This window comes from Nonomuraea sp. NPDC052265, from assembly GCF_044547985.1.
Classification (GTDB): domain Bacteria; phylum Actinomycetota; class Actinomycetes; order Streptosporangiales; family Streptosporangiaceae; genus Nonomuraea.
The window spans coordinates 130,770-146,052 of the sequence record NZ_JBIUBJ010000016.1 but is presented as its reverse complement, the minus strand read 5'-3'; the positions used below and the strand labels follow the sequence as shown (position 1 = coordinate 146,052).

The window sequence follows — 15,283 nt, the reverse complement described above, 5'->3', positions numbered from 1 at the left end:
ACCCTCATTCGGCCCGCAGCGCCGCGGTGGCCTCCCGTTGCAGGGCCGTGGACCGCCGGAGGAAGTCGACGACCAGGGCCAGCTCCTCGTCGGTGTAGCGCTCGTACAGGCCGGACAACGCGGCCACGAACGGCTGGAACAGTTCGCCGAAGCCGGCCAGCCGCTCCCAGTTGATCTCCACGATCACCCGGCGCCGGTCCTTGGTGTCGCGCACCCGGCGGACCAGCCATTTGGCCTCCAGCCGGTCGATCAGCCCGCTGACCGAGGCCGGGGCCAGGCCGGTGTGCTGGGACAGCTCCCCCGCGGTCAGCGGCCCGAGGCGTTGGAGCAGGTCGAGCGTCTTCTCCTCGGTCATGCCCAGGCCGAGCCGCTCGCCCATGGCGCTGTGGTACATGACCGCGGCGTCGGCGATGGCGCTTCAGGCGGCCGGCATCGACGCCGAGATCCACGAGGCGTACCCGCGGGTCGCCGAGAACGTCGGCTCGTTCCTCAACCTCGCCTCCAACGGCCTGGCCGCCCTGCGCGCGCTCGGCGTCCACCGCGAGGCGCTGTCGTCGGCCATCCCCACCCCGCGCATGGTCATGTGGAGCGGCACCGGCAAACGCCTCGGAGAGGTGGCCAACGGGCTGCGGCTCGACGACGGCACGGTCAGCCACACCGTGCTCCGCGCCGACCTCTACGGCTCCCTGCGCGACGAGGCCGCCCGGCGCGGGATCCCCATCACGTACGGCAAACGCCTGGTCTCCTACGACGACACCGGCGACGAGGTCGTGGCGACCTTCGAGGACGGCACCTCGGCCACCGGCGACCTGCTGATCGCCTGCGACGGCGTGCACTCACGCACCCGTTCGCTCCTCGACCCCGGCGCGCCCGGCCCGCGCTACAGCGGCCTGTACAGCTTCGGCGGCATCGTCCGGGACGCCGGGGTCGGCGGCGAGCCCGGCGTCTACAACATGATCTTCGGCAGGCGGGCCTTCTTCGGCTACACGGTGGCCGAGTCGGGCGACACGTGGTGGTTCGCGAACCTGCCCAGGCGGCTCGGCGACGTGCCCGCGGACTGGCGGCCCGTCCTGGTGGCGGCGTTCGAGGGGGACGCGAACCTCTCGGCCGACCTCGTCCGCCGCGCCCCGGCCTGCCCGGCGCTGCCGGTGTACGATCTGCCGCCGGTGCCCGTCTGGCACAAGGGCCGCGTCCTGCTCACCGGGGACGCCGCCCACGCCACCTCGCCCAGCTCCGGCCAGGGCGCCTCGCTGGCCGTCGAGGACGCGGTCGTGCTGGCCAGATGCCTGCGGGAGGCGAAGGGCCACCGCGAGGCGTTCGAGCGCTTCGAGGCCGAACGGCGGCCCAGGGTCGAGCGGGTGGTGGCCTACTCCCGGACGATCAGCACCAGCAAGGCCGCGGGCCCGGTCGCCCGGGTCTTCCGCGACCTGATGCTGCCGATGTTCCTGAAGCGGAGCGCGAGCCAGGAGTCACTGGCCTGGATGTACCGCCACCAGGTCGGCCTGTGACACTGCGGCGGCGGAGGCGGGCAGCAGCGGCAGCCGCACGTCCGGCGTCGGGATCAGGCCCCTGGCGTGCAGGACGCCCTTGATCACGGTCGGGTTGGGCTCGGCGAAGAGCGCGCGCGAGACCTGGGCCAGCCGGTGCCCGAGCGGGCGCGCGGTGGCCACGTCACCGGCCTGCCAGGCGTCCACCAGCTCGACGAAGCTCCTGGTCAGCACGTGCGCCGAGGCCAGGATGCCGCCGGAGGCGCCGAGCGCGAGCAGCGGCGAGACGAACGCGTCGTCGCCGCCGAGCACCTCGAACCCGTCGGGCAGGTCCGCGAGCAGGTCGATCGTGTCCTGGTCGATGCCGCCCACGGCGTACTTGACGCCGGCGACGTTCGGATGTGCCCCGATTCGCCGCAGGGTCTCGGCGCCCACGGCCTGTCCCGTCCGGTAGGGGATGTGGTAGATCACCAGCGGCACGGGTGACGCCTCGGCCAGCGCCTCGACGTGCGCGATCACGCCGCGCTCGCCGGGCCGCAGGAAGTACGGCACGGTCACCAGGGCCGCGTCCACCCCTTCGGGCAGCTCACGCAGCGCCGCGGCCGTCGTCCGGGTGTCGTTCCCGGTCACGCCCACGGTCAGCAGCGCCCGGCGCTCGGCGCACACGCGTACGCAGGTCTCGACCACCAGCGCCCGCTCCCCGGGGTCGAGAGCGGCCACCTCGGCCGTCGTCCCCAGCGCCACCAGCCCGGCCGCGCCCTCGTCGAGCATCTGCCGGGCCAGCTTCTCGACCGCGTCGGCGGCCACCTCACCCGACGACGTGAACGGCGTGACCAGCGGTACGTGGATTCCTCTCAGCATGTTCCGAGCCTGCCGCCCGACTACCTGTTAGGTCCAGTTCGGATTTCTTCGTCCGAGTTTAAGATGAACTTATGCTCGATCCTCGCAAGCTCCACCTGCTGCGCGAGCTGGCCAGGCGCGGCACGATCACCGCCGTGGCCGAAGCGGTCACGTTCACGCCTTCGGCGGTCTCCCAGCAGCTCAGTGCGCTGGAGCGGGAGGCGGGCGTGCCGCTGCTCGAACGCACCGGCCGCACGGTCACCCTCACCCCGGCCGGGTTGCTGCTCGTCGAGCACGCGCAGGCCGTGCTCGAACAACTCGAACGCGCCTCGGCCGCGCTCGCCGCCGCCCGGGGCGGGCCGTCGGGCCCCTTGCGGATCGGCGCGTTCCCGACGGCCACCCGCGTGCTCCTGCCGCCCGCGCTCGCCCGCCTGGCCGGCGCGTACCCGGGCCTTGAGCCGATGGTCGCCGAGATCGACCCCGCCGACGTCTCGGCGGCGCTCCGGGCGGGTGAGCTCGACGTCGCCCTCGTACACGAGTACGACTTCGTGCCCCCGGTCACCGACGCCTCCATCGAGACCGTGCCCCTGTTCACCGAGCCGATGTACCTGACCGACCGCGCCTGCGTCCCCGACGCCCGCGACGATGCGTGGATCATGAGCAAGCCGGGCACGCTCTGCCACACCATGGCGATCAGGGCCTGCCAGGCGGCCGGGTTCGAGCCGCGGGTCCGGCACCACATCGACGACTTCGACACCGTGCTCGCCTTCGCCGCCGCCGGCCAGGGCGTCGCGCTCGTGCCCCGGCTGGCGGCGCTCGCCCCGCCGGACGGCGTCTCGCTGACCCGCCTCCCCCTGAGCCGCCGTACGCGGGCCGCCTTCCGCCGCGGCTACGGCGACCATCCGGCGGTCCGCGCGGCCGTCGCCGCCTTCCACGCCGCCGCCACCACCCTCCCCCTGTGACCGGGACCGGCCCGGTCTAAGGGGCGGCCCTGCCGAGCAGCCCTTCGGCGAGGGCGGCGAAGCTGCGGGCCAGCCGCGCGCTGTCCCCGGCGCGCAGCCGGCTCGCGATCGGCTCCATGTGCAGGGCGCCGAGCAGCAGATGCGCGATCTCCTCCGCGTCCACGTCCGGCCGCCCCTCGGTGATCAGCGCGGTGACGTGCCGGTGCCAGCCGACGTAGATCGGGTTGGCCTCCCGGGGCTCGGACCTGCTCGTGGCCACCGCGTGCTCGTGCGCCGCGACCAGGTTGCCGTTGCGCGCGGCCAGCTCGGCCACCGCCCCCAGGAAGGCGACCAGCCGCTCGACGGGCGGCGCTCCGGGGCCGAGCGGCGGCGGCCCCTCGGCCACCGCCTGGTCCAGCTCGTGGGCCCGTTCGCTCATCAGCTCCCGCATCAGCCCGGTACGGCTGCCGAACCGGTGGAACACCGTCCCCTTGCCCACGCCCGCGGCCACCGCCACCCGCTCGACGGAGACCTGCTCGGGCGGGTGCAGGCGCAGCAGCTCCTCGGCCGCCCGCAGGATCGCCCGCCTGTTGCGCGCGGCGTCGGCCCGCTCTCGACGTTCCATCCGGTCATTGTTTCCCATGGACAAACTTGACCGGTGGTCCATATATTAACTGGACCAGTGGTTCAGATATTTGGGAGGAACGACCATGCTCGCCATCCAGCTCGACGCGACCGGCGGCCCCGAGGCCCTGCGTCCGGTGGACCTGCCCCGCCCCCGCCCCTCGGCGGGCCAGGTCGTCGTCCGCGCGCAGGCCATCGGCGTCAGCCAGGCCGAGACGCAGATCCGCTCGGGAGCGCTGCCGTTCCCGCTGCCGCTGCCCGCCGTGCTCGGCGGGGAGGCGGTCGGCGAGGTCGTCGAGGTGGGCGAGGGCGTGGACGGCGACCTGCTCGGCACCGTACGCGTGGGAGTGACCGGCGGCCTCGGCGCCTACGCCGAGTACGTGGCCATGCCCGCCGCCATGACCTGCCCCGTACCCGCGGGCGTGACGCCCCTGGAGGCCCTGGCCGGGGCCGCGCCCGGCGCGATCGCCCTCGCCCTGCTGCACCGGGCCCGGCTCGGCGGCGGGGAGACCGTGCTGGTCGAGGCGGGCACCAGCGCGGTCGGCGGCCACGTGGTGGCGCACGCCAAGGAGTTCGGGGCGGCCCGGGTGATCGCCACCGCCGGCTCGCCGGCCAAGCGGCGGCGGGCCCTCGACCTCGGCGCCGACCAGGCCGTGGACCACGGCGACCCGGCCTGGCCGGACGGGCTGCCGGAGATCGACGTGGTCTTCGAGGCGATCGGCGGCGCGTCGGCCCGGCGGGTGCTCGACCGGCTCGTCCCCGGCACCGGACGGATGTTGTTCTACGGCATGCTCAGCGGCGAGCCCGCCGCCGTCACGGCCGCCGACCTGATGGACCGGGGCGTGACCCTCGTCGGGTGCAGCGGCCCGGGCTGGGCGGGCCAGGTGTTCGGCACGCACTACCCCGAGATGCTCGACCGGCTCGGCTCAGGACGCAGCCGGGCCGTCATCCACGAGACCCTCCCGCTGGCCGAGGCGGCCGAGGCCCACCGCCGCCTGGAGTCGCGCGCGGTCATGGGCCGCGTCCTGCTGGTCCCGTGACCGGCTCACCGGTCCAGGACGGCGTCCAGCACGGCCGTGGCGCTGACCTGCTCCCCGTTGTAGTCGCCGGCCGTCACCGCCACCACCAGTTCCTCGCCGGGCAGCACGAGCAGCCGCTGGCCGCCGTTCCCTATGGCCTCGGTCCACGGCCGGTCACCGGTGCTGACGTACCACTGGTAGCCGTAGCGGAAGGGGCCGTCGATGACGACGCGGGGCCGCGTCACCTCGCGCACCCACTGCCCGGGGACGATGCCGAGCCCGCCGCCGAGCACCAGCCGCCCGAGCGCGGCCAGGTCGAGGGGCCGCAGCCGCAGCCCGGACGCGGCCATCGCCACCCCGTCCGCACCCTTCGCCCACTCGTACCTGGTGATCCCGAGCGGCTCGAACAGCGCCTTCGCGGCGTACTCCTCAAGCGGTTCGCCCGCGCCCCGCGCGATGAGCCCGCCGATCAGGGCCGAGGCGCCGCCGCAGTACCGCCACCGCTGCCCGGCCTCCTCGACCACAGGACGTTCCAGGACGAACCGGTACCGGTCGGGGGCGAGCTCCATCGCGACCTCGCTGTTGGCCGGGCTCGTGTACGGCAGGTCCTCGTTCCAGTCGAGCCCGAGCGTCATGGTGAACGCGTGCTCGACGGTGAGGTGAGCCCGCCCGGGATCAGCCACCAGATCCGGATATTCGGGGAACTGTTCCAGCAGTCCGGCGTCCGGCGGCGGCACCAGCCCGTCGCGCAGGGCGACGCCGTACAGCAGGGCGACCACGCTCTTGGTGACCGACCGCACGTCGTGCGGGGTGTCCCGGTCGAACACGACGTGCCGGGGCTCCTCCGTGATCCGCTGGTCGACGCCCGCGCCGTAGTGCTCGACGACGACCTCGCCGCCCCGCATGACCACGACCGCGTGCAGGTTGGGCGCCGTGCCGGCCTTCAGGACCGCCTCGACCCGCTCCGCCATTCCCATGATGTCCTCCTAAGCCCGGGGGACATCCTGTCGTACCGGCTCACACGATGTCAGGGTCAAACCTCGGGCTGAGAGCGTCCTCAGCGTCTCTCAGGCGCGGCACAGCGGCACGGGAGCAGGCTTGATCCCATGGAGCAACTCGTGAACAGCCCCGCCGTCGCCCAAGGCCTGCTCAAGGTCGAGGCCAGGATCAGGCGGCTCAGCGGTTCGTCCGCGCTGCCCGGGATCAACGCGGGCGCCGGGCGGATCGTCAGCGCCGGGGGCAAGCGGCTGCGTCCGGCGCTGACGCTGGCGACCTCGCTCGCCCTCGGCAAGACCCCCGACCGCCGGGTGATCACGGCCGCCGCGTGCGTCGAGCTCGTCCACGCCGGCTCGCTCGTGCACGACGACCTCATGGACCGGGCGACCGAGCGGCGCGGCACCCGTACGCTCAACGCCGAGCTGGGCGAGGGCAAGGCGCTGGTGATCGGCGACTTCATGCTGGCCAGGGCGGGGCTGGCGGCCATCACCGCGGTGTCCAGGCCGGTCGCCGAGGTGCTCGCGGCCACCGTGGTGGAGCTGGCCGAGGGCCAGTACCTGGAGACGAGCGAGCTGTTCAACCCGGCCAGGACCCGCGAGAGCGCGCTGCGTTCGATCACCGGCAAGACCGCCGCGCTGTTCCGGGCCGGCTGCCTGGTGGCGGCCGTCTGCGCGCGGGCCTCCGCCGAGGACCGGGCGCGCGTGGCGGCGTACGGCGAGAAGTTCGGGCTGATCTTCCAGGTGCTGGACGACCTGCTCGACCTCACCGCCTCCAGCGCCCAGCTCGGCAAGCCGGCCGGCAACGACCTGCGGCAGGGCGTCTACAGCCTGCCGCTGCTGCTGTCGGGCACCGACCTGGGCGACCTGCTCGGCCGCGACATGACCGACGAGCAGGTGGCCGAGGCGCTGCGCAGGCTGCGCGCGGGCGACCTGGTGGCCAACACGGTGGAGTTCTGCCGCGGCCTGGCCTCCGACGCGCTGGCCGCCCTTCCGGTGATCCACGACCGGGAGGTCGCCCCCCTCCTGTACGGCCTCCCGACGGCCTACATCGACCACGTCGCGAGCCTGTCGTCGCAGTTGACGGGCGTCGGTTGAGATTTGTTGGAACAATTGGTAGGAATCGCCTCCACAACCCGGTGAATCGCGCTAATACTGGAGTCACGGACTACAGGAGCGCACATGCGAAAGATCCCCCCTCGCATGATGATCCGGGACGACGGGCTTGAGTCCAGTCACTTCCTCCAGCTCGCCGCCGTGGACTTCACCGGCATCTACGCGGTCCACCTGGCCGCGAAGGAAGAACGGCTGAAGATGACCAGGCTCGCGTTGAGCCTGTTGTCGGGGCCGTTCCTGGCGGCCATCGCCCTGACCAGCGCCAAGGTGGTGGACCCGCAGAGCCTCACAGACTGGCAACGCGTGCCGTGGTACCTGTTCGCCCTGGTCACGGCGTTCGGGGTGCTCAGCGTGCTGCCGTTCCTGCGGCTGATCGAGGCGGTCGACGCGCACGCCAGGACGGCACGCGCGATCAACAACTTCCGCCTGCTCTACGCCTCCAGGCTCAAGGAGCGGCTCGGCTGGAGCCCGAACCTGCCGACCGACCCCCGCTTCCCGGAGACGTACGCGCCGCTGGCCTGGCCCGGGATCAACGTGATGACGCTGGCGCTGGCGAACTCGACGTACCTGACGGTGGGCCTCACGGGCCTCTGCGGGCAGGCGCCCGACCTGCTCCTGCTCACCTTCGGCATCCTCCTGGTCGCGCTGGTCCACTACGCCGTCTACTACGTGCGCTGCAACGTGACCAGGCGACGCCGGCTCCCGCACAACCCCTACGAGTTCCCGAATCAGGAGACCTGAATGCCCGGCCCTGCGTCATGGGCGTCATGTGGGGAGGCGTGGATGTGGATGATGCGACATGTCTGGACGGCGGGCACCCTCGCCGACGACGACCGCGGCCCCGTGATCGAGGCCCCGTCCGTGCTGTTCGAGATCGCCGAGGTGAGGGGCGACGACCCGATCATCGCACGGTACGGCGACACCGAGAGGCTGGCCCTGTACAGCAGGAAGTTCAGCGAGGACGTCATCGTGCCGCCGTTCAGGTACAGCTACGGCGCGCGGATCAGGGGGCAGCTCGCCTGGGCCGCCGACCTGCTGCGGGTCAAGCCGTACAGCAAGAGCGCGTGGATCTCGCTGACCACCCCGGGCGAGCCGTACGACGCGGTGCCGTGCCTGATCGGCGTGGCGTTCCGGATCCGGGACGGCGCGCTCGTCATGACCGCGACCTTCCGTTCCCAGAACGCCTTCACCAGCTACCTCAACTACCTGCCGCTCGCCGAGGTGCACGCGACCATGGCCCGCGGCCTGGAGCTGGACCGGGGGCCGATGCGGGTGTTCGTGGACGTGCCGCACCTGTACCTGGCCGACAGCACCCAGGTGCTGCGCGTCATGCGGCCCGCGCGGCGGTGAGCGGCGCGGCGATCTCCTCCAGGCCCTTGCGCTCGGCCTTGACCCCGAAGACCAGCTCGACCAGCCCCGCGACGATCATCACGATCGCGCCGACGGCGAACGCCAGCGCCGTGTCGCCCGGCGCGCCGCTCTCGACCAGCGAGGCGAACACGAGCGGGCCCGCGATGCCGCCGGCGGCCGTGCCGATCGCGAAGAAGAACGCGATCGCCATCGCCCTGGTCTCCATCGGGAAGATCTCGCTGACCGTCAGGTACGCCGCGCTCGCCCCCGCCGAGGCCACGAAGAGCACCGCCGACCAGCAGAGGGTCAGCGTCATCGCGGTCAGCGCGCCCTGGTTGAACAGCCAGGCGGTGCCGAGCAGCAGCACCCCGGAGCCGATGTAGGTCGCCGTGATCATCGGGACCCGGCCGACGGTGTCGAAGAGCCTGCCGAGCAGCAGCGGGCCGAGGAAGTTGCCGACCGCGATGATGGCGAAGTAGTACCCGGTGTGCGAGTCGACCTTGAAGAACGTGGTCAGGATCTGGGCGTACCCGAAGGTGATCGCGTTGTAGAGGAACGCCTGGCCGATGAAGAGCGACAGCCCGAGCACCGTGCGCTTGGGGTAGAGCGCGACCATCGTGTGCGCGATCTTGAGGAAGCCGATCGACCGGCGCTGGCGGATGGTCATCGACTCCTGCGGCTCGGGCAGGTTCCCGCCGATCCGGTGCTCGATGTCGTCCACGATCTGCTCGGCCTCGCGGTCGCGTCCGTGGATGAACAGCCATCGCGGGCTCTCCGGGACGTTCCTGCGTACCAGCAGGATGGCCAGGCCGAGCACCACGCCGAGGCCGAACGCCACCCGCCAGCCGATGTTGACCGGCAGGTCGTTCAGCAGCGGCACGGTCAGCAGCGCGCCGCCCGCCGCGCCGAGCCAGTAGCTGCCGTTGATGATGATGTCGATGCGTCCCCGGTGGTGGCTCGGGATCAGCTCGTCGATCGCGGAGTTGATGGCCGCGTACTCGCCGCCGATGCCGAACCCGGTCATGAACCGGAACAGGAAGAACCACCAGGCGTCGAAGGACAGAGCGGTCATCAGCGTGGCCGCGAGGTAGACCACGAGCGTCAGCAGGAACAGCTTCTTCCTGCCGAACCTGTCGGTCAGCCAGCCGAAGAACAGCGCCCCCGCGCAGGCCCCGGCGACATAGAGGGCCGCGGCGAGGCCGGCGACCTGCGCCTGGGTGATGTCCAGGCCGCTGCCGGGCTTGGCGAGCTGCCCGGACAGGTTGCCGACGATGGTGACCTCTAACCCGTCGAGGACCCATACGGTGCCAAGACCGATGACGATCATCCAGTGCCAGCGGGACCACGGCAGCCGGTCCAGCCGTGCGGGCACCTTGGTAGTTACCGTGCCGGTTTCCACGTCGCTCATAAGGGCATCTGGGTACCCGGTAAACGAACGGCAAACGTTCCCTACAAGGCAGGTTTTCTGGCCTCGACCAGGGTGGTGCCGAACCAGGGGCCGCCGTACCAGAGGCGCGCGCCGAGGTCGCGCCGGCGGATGTCGATCACGCCCAGCGTGCGCAGGGCGTCCTCGTAGGCGGGCGCGTGACGGAAGTCCGCGACGAGCATGCGCCCGCCGGGCCGCAGCACCCGATGGGCCTCGCGGACGGCCTGCTCGCGACCTTCGGCGGAGGGGATGTTGTGGATCGCCAGGCTCGACACGATGACGTCGAACACACCGTCCTCGAACGGCAGGGCGCGCATGTCGCCCGTGACCAGGTCGACCCGGTCGGCGACGCCTTCGGCCGCGGCGTTGGCCAGGGTGACGGCCGCGGCGTTGCCCGACTGGTCCTTCGTGCTCCACAGGTCGACGCCGGTGGCCCGTCCGGACGTGAGCCGGGCGGCGGCCGCCAGCAGCACCGCGCCGCGCCCGCAGCCGAGGTCGAGCACCCGCTCGCCGCCTTCGAGCGGCTCCAGCAGCTCGGCCCAGACGGCGAACTTGCCCCGGCGGGTGGTGTAGAGGTAGCTGGCCGCGCTGGCCAGCGTGTAGAGCCCGCCGAAGGCGAAGGCGATCCCGGCGGCGGGGATGTCCAGCATGAAGGAGACCGCCGCGAGAGCCAGCAGGACGATCGCCCCGAAGAGCAGTCCGCCGAGGGCCCACGGCGCGTCGAATCCGTAGCTACCGTGTCGAGTGCTCACTCTCACGTTATATCTCAAGATGGTCTTGACCGGGAATTGAGCAAACACTTCCCCTTCACCCTCAATTGGGCCCCAACGCAATAACTATGGTGACTTGGATGGGCTGGCATTGGGGGTTTGACCAGGCATGACAGGGAAACAACGCGAATTCGGTCTAGGAGCGAGCATCGCGCTGACGGTGGCGTCGGCCGCGCTCTGGGGGGTGGCGCACCTGGCCACCCATCGCCATCGGATGGGCATCGCCCTGATGGCGGCCTACGTCCTGATGCTCGCCGGCATCCTCACGGTGTTCACGGCGTTCAGCACGCGGCTGCTGTCCCTGGCGGTCCAGCCGGTCTGGCTCACCGTGCTCACCGCGGCGCTGGTCGTGATCGCGCTCGCCTGGACCGCGGTGATCATCCGTTCGTTCCTGCTCGTCCGTCCCGAGTCCTCCGACACCGCCGGACGCTTCCTGACCACCACGCTCGCGGCCGCCCTCTGTGCGCTCGTCCTGGCCCCCACCGCGTACGCGACCCGTCTGGCCTACCTGTCCCGCGACGTCGTCAGCAGCGTCTTCTCCAACACCACCGACAGCAGCGCCCCCGTCGTCGCCCAGGACCCGTGGAACGGCGCGAAACGCGTCAACTTCCTCCTCATCGGCGCGGACGCCGCCCCCGGCAGGCCCGGCGTGCGCACCGACAGCGTGACCGTGGCCAGCGTGGACACCGAGACCGGCGCCACCACCCTGTTCGGCCTGCCGCGCAACCTGCAGAAGGTCCAGCTCCCGCACGGCCCGGCCAGGAGCCGCTTCCCCTTCGGCTTCACCGGCGACGGCCCCAGCACCCCCGGCCTGCTCAACGAGATCTTCCAGTACGCCGAGGACCACCCGGACATGGTCCCCGGTGTCCCCAAGGGCAAGCGCGGCCCGTCGCTGCTCAAGCGCACCGTCAGCGACATCCTCGGCATCCCGGTCCCCTACTACGCCATGGTCGACATGAAGGGCTTCGCCGAGATCATCGACGCGATGGGCGGCGTCCGGGTCACCGTCAAGGACCCCATCGTGTACGGCAAGTACCGCGAGGGCCTGCTGCCCACGGGCACCCGCAAGCTGTCGGGCCAGGAGGCCCTCTGGTACGGCAGGTCCCGCACCGACAGCGACGACTACGTCCGCATGGGACGCCAGAAGTGCCTGCTCAACGCGGTCGCCAAGCAGGCCGATCCGATGACCGTGCTCAAGAGCTTCGAGAAGCTGGCGGCGGCCACCAAGCGGGCCATCTCCAGCGACGTTCCCCAGGACCTGCTACCCGCCCTGATCGAGCTGTCGGACAAGGTGAAGGACACCAGGATCAGGAGCCTGAGCTTCGTCCCGCCGCTGATCAGCACCGTCACGCCCGACTGGTACCAGATCAGGCGCAAGGTCTCCGAGGCCCTGGACGAGCGCCCCGCCAACCGGTCGGCGAGCGCGCACCACTCCGCCGCCCCGACCCAGGACCCGGAGAGCCCGGTCAACCTCGACGCCGCCTGCGGCTGAACCCTCACCCTTCCGACAGCCATCACCCGTGTACGGAGTGTGGCATGATGGTGCGCGGGCCCAACGGAAACGATTTTCATCGTCATTTCAGGGAGCGCACGTGAGAGTGGCATTCGTCGGCAAAGGCGGCAGCGGGAAGACGACGATCTCGGCGCTGTTCGCGCGGCACGTGGCGAGCCAGGGCGACCCGGTGGTCGTCATGGACGCCGACATCAACCAGCACCTCGCCCTGGTGCTCGGCCTCGACGCCCAGCCCGAGCCGCTCGGGGCCCACCTCACCGAGCTCAAAGACCTGCTGCGCGGCGACAACCCGCGCATCGCCTCGGCCGAGACCATGGTCAAGACCACCCCGCCGGGCCGCGGCTCGCGCCTGCTGAGCTTCGACGACCTCGCCGCGCTCGACTACGCCGTGACCACCCCCCACGGCCTGCGCCTGCTGGCCACGGGCCCGTTCGACGACGACGACCTCGGCGTGGCCTGCTACCACTCGAAGGTCGGCGCGGTGGAGCTGCTGCTCAACCACCTGATCGACGGCCAGGGCGAATACGTCGTGGTCGACATGACCGCCGGGTCCGACTCCTTCGCGTCGGGGCTGTTCACCCGGTTCGACCTGACCTTCCTCGTCGCCGAGCCCACCAAGCAGGGCGTGAGCGTCTACCAGCAGTACCGCGACCACGCCGCCAAGTACGACGTCGCGCTCGCCGTGGTCGGCAACAAGGTCCACGGCCCGTCCGACGTGGAGTTCCTGCGCGAGCACGTCGGCGACGACCTGCTGACCTGGATGGAGCACTCCTCGGCGGTGCGCGCCATGGAGCAGGGCCGCCACTTCACGCTCGACGACCTGGAGCCGGCCAACATCGACGCGCTCGCCGTCCTGTGCAAGACCCTCGACACGCAGGAGAAGGACTGGGCGCGCTTCGGCCGCCAGACCGCGGAGTTCCACCTGCGCAACGCCCGCGCGTGGGCCAACGCCCGCACGGGGGCCGACCTGGCCGAGCAGATCGATCCTGACTTCGTCTACGGCCCCTAAACCACACCTCCAGGCATCTGGAGCGATCCCCTTCTCCCACATAACGTCAGATTCGATCCCCTTCGAGAGGAGACAGCATGTCGCTGACCGTCCCGAACGATCTGCTGGACCAGGCCCGAGCCGGAGACGTGGACGACGCCGCGTTCGTCGCCTGCGTCCGCGACTCGCTCCCCTACGCGTGGTCGCTGATCAGTGAGCTGGTCACCGAGCGCGCGCAGAGCGGAGCCGAGTTCGCCGACAACCAGGTGCCACCGCCGTCCGAGGAGGCCCGCGGCCAGCTCCTGCGGTGTCTGGCGAGCGACGCGATGCGCGGCGCGCTCGAACGCCACTTCGGCGTACGGCTGGCCTTCCAGAACTGCCACCGGGTCGCCGTCTTCGACCCGTCGGCCACCAAGGCCCTCGACGAGTTCGTGACTCCGCGGGCCCAGATCCTCAACCAGAAACCGGAGCTGGTCGACTGCTGAACCCACGGGCGAGCCGGGCCGTCCCGGCTCGCCCGTCAGCCCTTCAGCCCCTCAGCCCCTCAGCCCCTCAGAAGGGGCAGGACCTCCGCGCCGACGCGGCGCACGTCCTCCAGGGCCCGCCGGTGGTCGCCGATTCCCTCCACGGTCAGGATGACGTGCTCGATCCCGGTGCTCTCGGCCGTGCGCAGCAACACCTCGGCGCAGTGGGCGGGCGAGCCCACCGGATGGATGCGCGTCAGCAGGTCGACGTAGGCGGTGACGTCCCGCGAGGGGCGCGGCCGGCCGTCCACCGGCACGTAACCGGCCAGCCCGGGGCCCAGCCACGCGGGCATCGACTCCTTCAGCTCCCTGACGGCCGCCTCGGTGGAGTCGGCCACGTGGGCCACCCCCGCCGCCAGGTGCCCCGCCGGGCTCCCGCCGCGTGCGACGTGCTCGGCGACCAGCAGGGCCTTCTCCCGGTCCCCGATGTGCATGCCGAGCAACATCGGCAGCCCGCGCTCGGCCGCCAGCGCCACCGTCGAGCCCGACGTGCACGCCACCACGGGCCGCAGCCGGGCCCGCGGCACCAGGGCGACCTCCCTGAACCGGAAGAACTCCCCCTCGCCCGCCACCGCCCCCTCGGACAGGGCCTCGACCAGCAGGTCGAGCGACTCGGCGAACCCCCGCTCGAACCGGTCGAGCCCGGTGCCGAACACCTCCAGATCGACCCACGGGCCGCCCCTGCCGACGCCGGGCGTGAACCGCCCGCCCGACAGGTGGTGGAGCATGGCCGCCTGCTCGGCCAGCGCCACGGGATGCTGCGAGGACAACACGCTCACCGCCGTGCCGAGCCCGATCCGGCTGGTACGCCCCGCGGCCACGGCGGCCAGCGTGACGGCCGACGGGCACACGCCGTAGGACATGAAGTGGTGCTCAGCGATCCAGGCGTCGTGGAACCCGGCCGCCTCGGCGGCCTCGATCAGTTCCACCGAGTCCCGCAGGACCCGCCCGGGATCCTGGCCGGGAAAGCCCGCCGCGATGACGAAGATCCCGATCCGCACTCCCCCGATCCTACGGCTCAGCCGAACAGCGCGGCCTGCCCTTCACCCACGAGCGGATCCCTGACCTGCTTCAGATGCCGCCATTGCGGCAGGTCGTCCAGATAGGACCAGGAAAGCCGGTGGTGCGGCGTGGGGCCGAGCCGGGCCAGGGCCTCCTGGTGCGCGGGCGAGGGATATCCGGCGTTCTCCGCGAAGCCGTACTCCTCATGCCCGATCACCCCCATGTACGCGTCCCGCCGCACCTTGGCCAGGACCGAGGCCGCCGCGACCGAGACGCTGGCCGCGTCGCCCTTGATCTCCAGGCGGACCGGCCAGGGAGCGCCGATGTAGTCGTGCTTGCCGTCGAGGATCACGGCGTCGGGACGCACCGGCAGGGCTTCGAGCGCCCGGCGGGCGGCCCTGCGCAGCGCCTCGGTCATGCCGAGCGCGTCGATCTCGGCGTGGCTCGCCTCGCCGAACCCGATGCCGGCCGCCCACGCGGTCAGCTCGCCGGCGAGCGGGCCGCGCTTGGCGGCCGAGACCTGCTTGGAGTCGGTCAGGCCGGGCGGCGGCTCGGACAGGTCGGTCACGACGGCGCAGACCGTCACCGGCCCCGCCCAGGCGCCCCTGCCCACCTCGTCCACGCCCGCGACCGTGCGGGTGCTCGGCATGGACAGCAGGAGCTGCTCGATCTCGTACGTCGGCGCCATGCG

The 15,283-nt window shown here is 71.7% G+C and carries 17 protein-coding genes; 9 read left to right on the top strand and 8 right to left on the bottom strand.

The genetic code is table 11. The annotated features are described in order from the left end of the window. Window positions 1-4: 4 nt before the first annotated feature. A complete protein-coding gene (locus tag ACIHAD_RS35725) occupies window positions 5-379 on the bottom strand; it encodes a MarR family winged helix-turn-helix transcriptional regulator (protein ID WP_397359132.1) in 375 nt (124 codons plus the stop codon). On the opposite strand from ACIHAD_RS35725, the gene ACIHAD_RS35720 reads away from it, so the two are divergent. Next, complete coding sequence (locus ACIHAD_RS35720; protein WP_397359131.1) at window positions 378-1,508, top strand: FAD-dependent oxidoreductase; 1,131 nt, start codon at window positions 378-380, stop codon at window positions 1,506-1,508. The two genes, ACIHAD_RS35725 and ACIHAD_RS35720, sit on opposite strands and share 2 nt — an antisense overlap. Here ACIHAD_RS35720 and ACIHAD_RS35715 read toward each other — a convergent pair. Then, complete coding sequence (locus ACIHAD_RS35715) at window positions 1,470-2,348, bottom strand: 4-hydroxy-tetrahydrodipicolinate synthase family protein (RefSeq protein WP_397359130.1); 879 nt, start codon at window positions 2,346-2,348, stop codon at window positions 1,470-1,472. The genes ACIHAD_RS35720 and ACIHAD_RS35715 overlap by 39 nt on opposite strands. A 71-nt stretch (window positions 2,349-2,419) precedes the next feature. On the opposite strand from ACIHAD_RS35715, the gene ACIHAD_RS35710 reads away from it, so the two are divergent. Then, window positions 2,420-3,289, top strand: coding sequence for a LysR family transcriptional regulator (locus ACIHAD_RS35710; protein ID WP_397359129.1), 870 nt, complete (start codon window positions 2,420-2,422; stop codon window positions 3,287-3,289). Between the two features lie 16 nt (window positions 3,290-3,305). On the opposite strand, the gene ACIHAD_RS35705 is transcribed toward ACIHAD_RS35710, so the two are convergent. Further along, window positions 3,306-3,893, bottom strand: a complete 588-nt coding sequence (locus ACIHAD_RS35705; protein ID WP_397359128.1) for a TetR/AcrR family transcriptional regulator — start codon at window positions 3,891-3,893, stop codon at window positions 3,306-3,308. A gap of 85 nt (window positions 3,894-3,978) precedes the next feature. Between ACIHAD_RS35705 and ACIHAD_RS35700 the strand changes: the two genes are divergently transcribed. Next, window positions 3,979-4,932, top strand: a complete 954-nt coding sequence (locus ACIHAD_RS35700; RefSeq protein ID WP_397359127.1) for a zinc-binding alcohol dehydrogenase family protein — start codon at window positions 3,979-3,981, stop codon at window positions 4,930-4,932. 5 nt (window positions 4,933-4,937) lie between these two features. Here the strand turns inward: ACIHAD_RS35700 and ACIHAD_RS35695 are convergent, their stop codons facing one another. Then, on the bottom strand, window positions 4,938-5,888 hold the full coding sequence (locus ACIHAD_RS35695) for a serine hydrolase domain-containing protein (RefSeq protein WP_397359126.1): 951 nt from the start codon (window positions 5,886-5,888) through the stop codon (window positions 4,938-4,940). A 129-nt stretch (window positions 5,889-6,017) separates the two neighbouring features. Between ACIHAD_RS35695 and ACIHAD_RS35690 the strand changes: the two genes are divergently transcribed. The 3 genes from ACIHAD_RS35690 to ACIHAD_RS35680 all read left to right on the top strand — a co-directional run bounded on the left by ACIHAD_RS35690 (window position 6,018) and on the right by ACIHAD_RS35680 (window position 8,369). Beyond that, window positions 6,018-7,001, top strand: a complete 984-nt coding sequence (locus tag ACIHAD_RS35690) for a polyprenyl synthetase family protein (protein ID WP_397359125.1) — start codon at window positions 6,018-6,020, stop codon at window positions 6,999-7,001. An 84-nt stretch (window positions 7,002-7,085) separates the two neighbouring features. Further along, window positions 7,086-7,760, top strand: coding sequence for a hypothetical protein (locus ACIHAD_RS35685; protein WP_397359124.1), 675 nt, complete (start codon window positions 7,086-7,088; stop codon window positions 7,758-7,760). A 48-nt stretch (window positions 7,761-7,808) separates the two neighbouring features. Beyond that, the gene (locus tag ACIHAD_RS35680) at window positions 7,809-8,369 is read left to right on the top strand and encodes a hypothetical protein (protein ID WP_397359123.1); all 561 of its coding nucleotides are present in this window, start codon (window positions 7,809-7,811) and stop codon (window positions 8,367-8,369) included. Here the strand turns inward: ACIHAD_RS35680 and ACIHAD_RS35675 are convergent. Both ACIHAD_RS35675 and ACIHAD_RS35670 read right to left on the bottom strand, forming a co-directional pair. Continuing rightward, entirely contained in the window at window positions 8,347-9,777 is a 1,431-nt protein-coding gene (locus ACIHAD_RS35675) for an MFS transporter (RefSeq protein ID WP_397359122.1), read from the bottom strand. The two genes, ACIHAD_RS35680 and ACIHAD_RS35675, sit on opposite strands and share 23 nt — an antisense overlap. A 41-nt stretch (window positions 9,778-9,818) precedes the next feature. Next, the gene (locus ACIHAD_RS35670; protein ID WP_397359121.1) at window positions 9,819-10,547 is read right to left on the bottom strand and encodes a class I SAM-dependent methyltransferase; all 729 of its coding nucleotides are present in this window, start codon (window positions 10,545-10,547) and stop codon (window positions 9,819-9,821) included. Window positions 10,548-10,674: 127 nt separating this feature from the next. Between ACIHAD_RS35670 and ACIHAD_RS35665 the strand changes: the two genes are divergently transcribed. From ACIHAD_RS35665 to ACIHAD_RS35655, 3 genes are all read left to right on the top strand, one after another. After that, on the top strand, window positions 10,675-12,057 hold the full coding sequence (locus tag ACIHAD_RS35665) for an LCP family protein (protein WP_397359120.1): 1,383 nt from the start codon (window positions 10,675-10,677) through the stop codon (window positions 12,055-12,057). Between the two features lie 100 nt (window positions 12,058-12,157). Next, a complete protein-coding gene (locus ACIHAD_RS35660) occupies window positions 12,158-13,087 on the top strand; it encodes an ATP-binding protein (RefSeq protein ID WP_397359119.1) in 930 nt (309 codons plus the stop codon). 77 nt (window positions 13,088-13,164) lie between these two features. Beyond that, window positions 13,165-13,551 (top strand): SCO5389 family protein, encoded by a 387-nt coding sequence (locus tag ACIHAD_RS35655; RefSeq protein WP_125640462.1) that lies wholly within the window; start codon window positions 13,165-13,167, stop codon window positions 13,549-13,551. Between the two features lie 59 nt (window positions 13,552-13,610). On the opposite strand, the gene ACIHAD_RS35650 is transcribed toward ACIHAD_RS35655, so the two are convergent. Continuing rightward, entirely contained in the window at window positions 13,611-14,591 is a 981-nt protein-coding gene (locus ACIHAD_RS35650) for an LLM class flavin-dependent oxidoreductase (RefSeq protein WP_397359118.1), read from the bottom strand. Between the two features lie 17 nt (window positions 14,592-14,608). Beyond that, window positions 14,609-15,280 (bottom strand): ribonuclease HII, encoded by a 672-nt coding sequence (locus tag ACIHAD_RS35645; protein WP_397359117.1) that lies wholly within the window; start codon window positions 15,278-15,280, stop codon window positions 14,609-14,611. Window positions 15,281-15,283 lie beyond the last annotated feature (3 nt).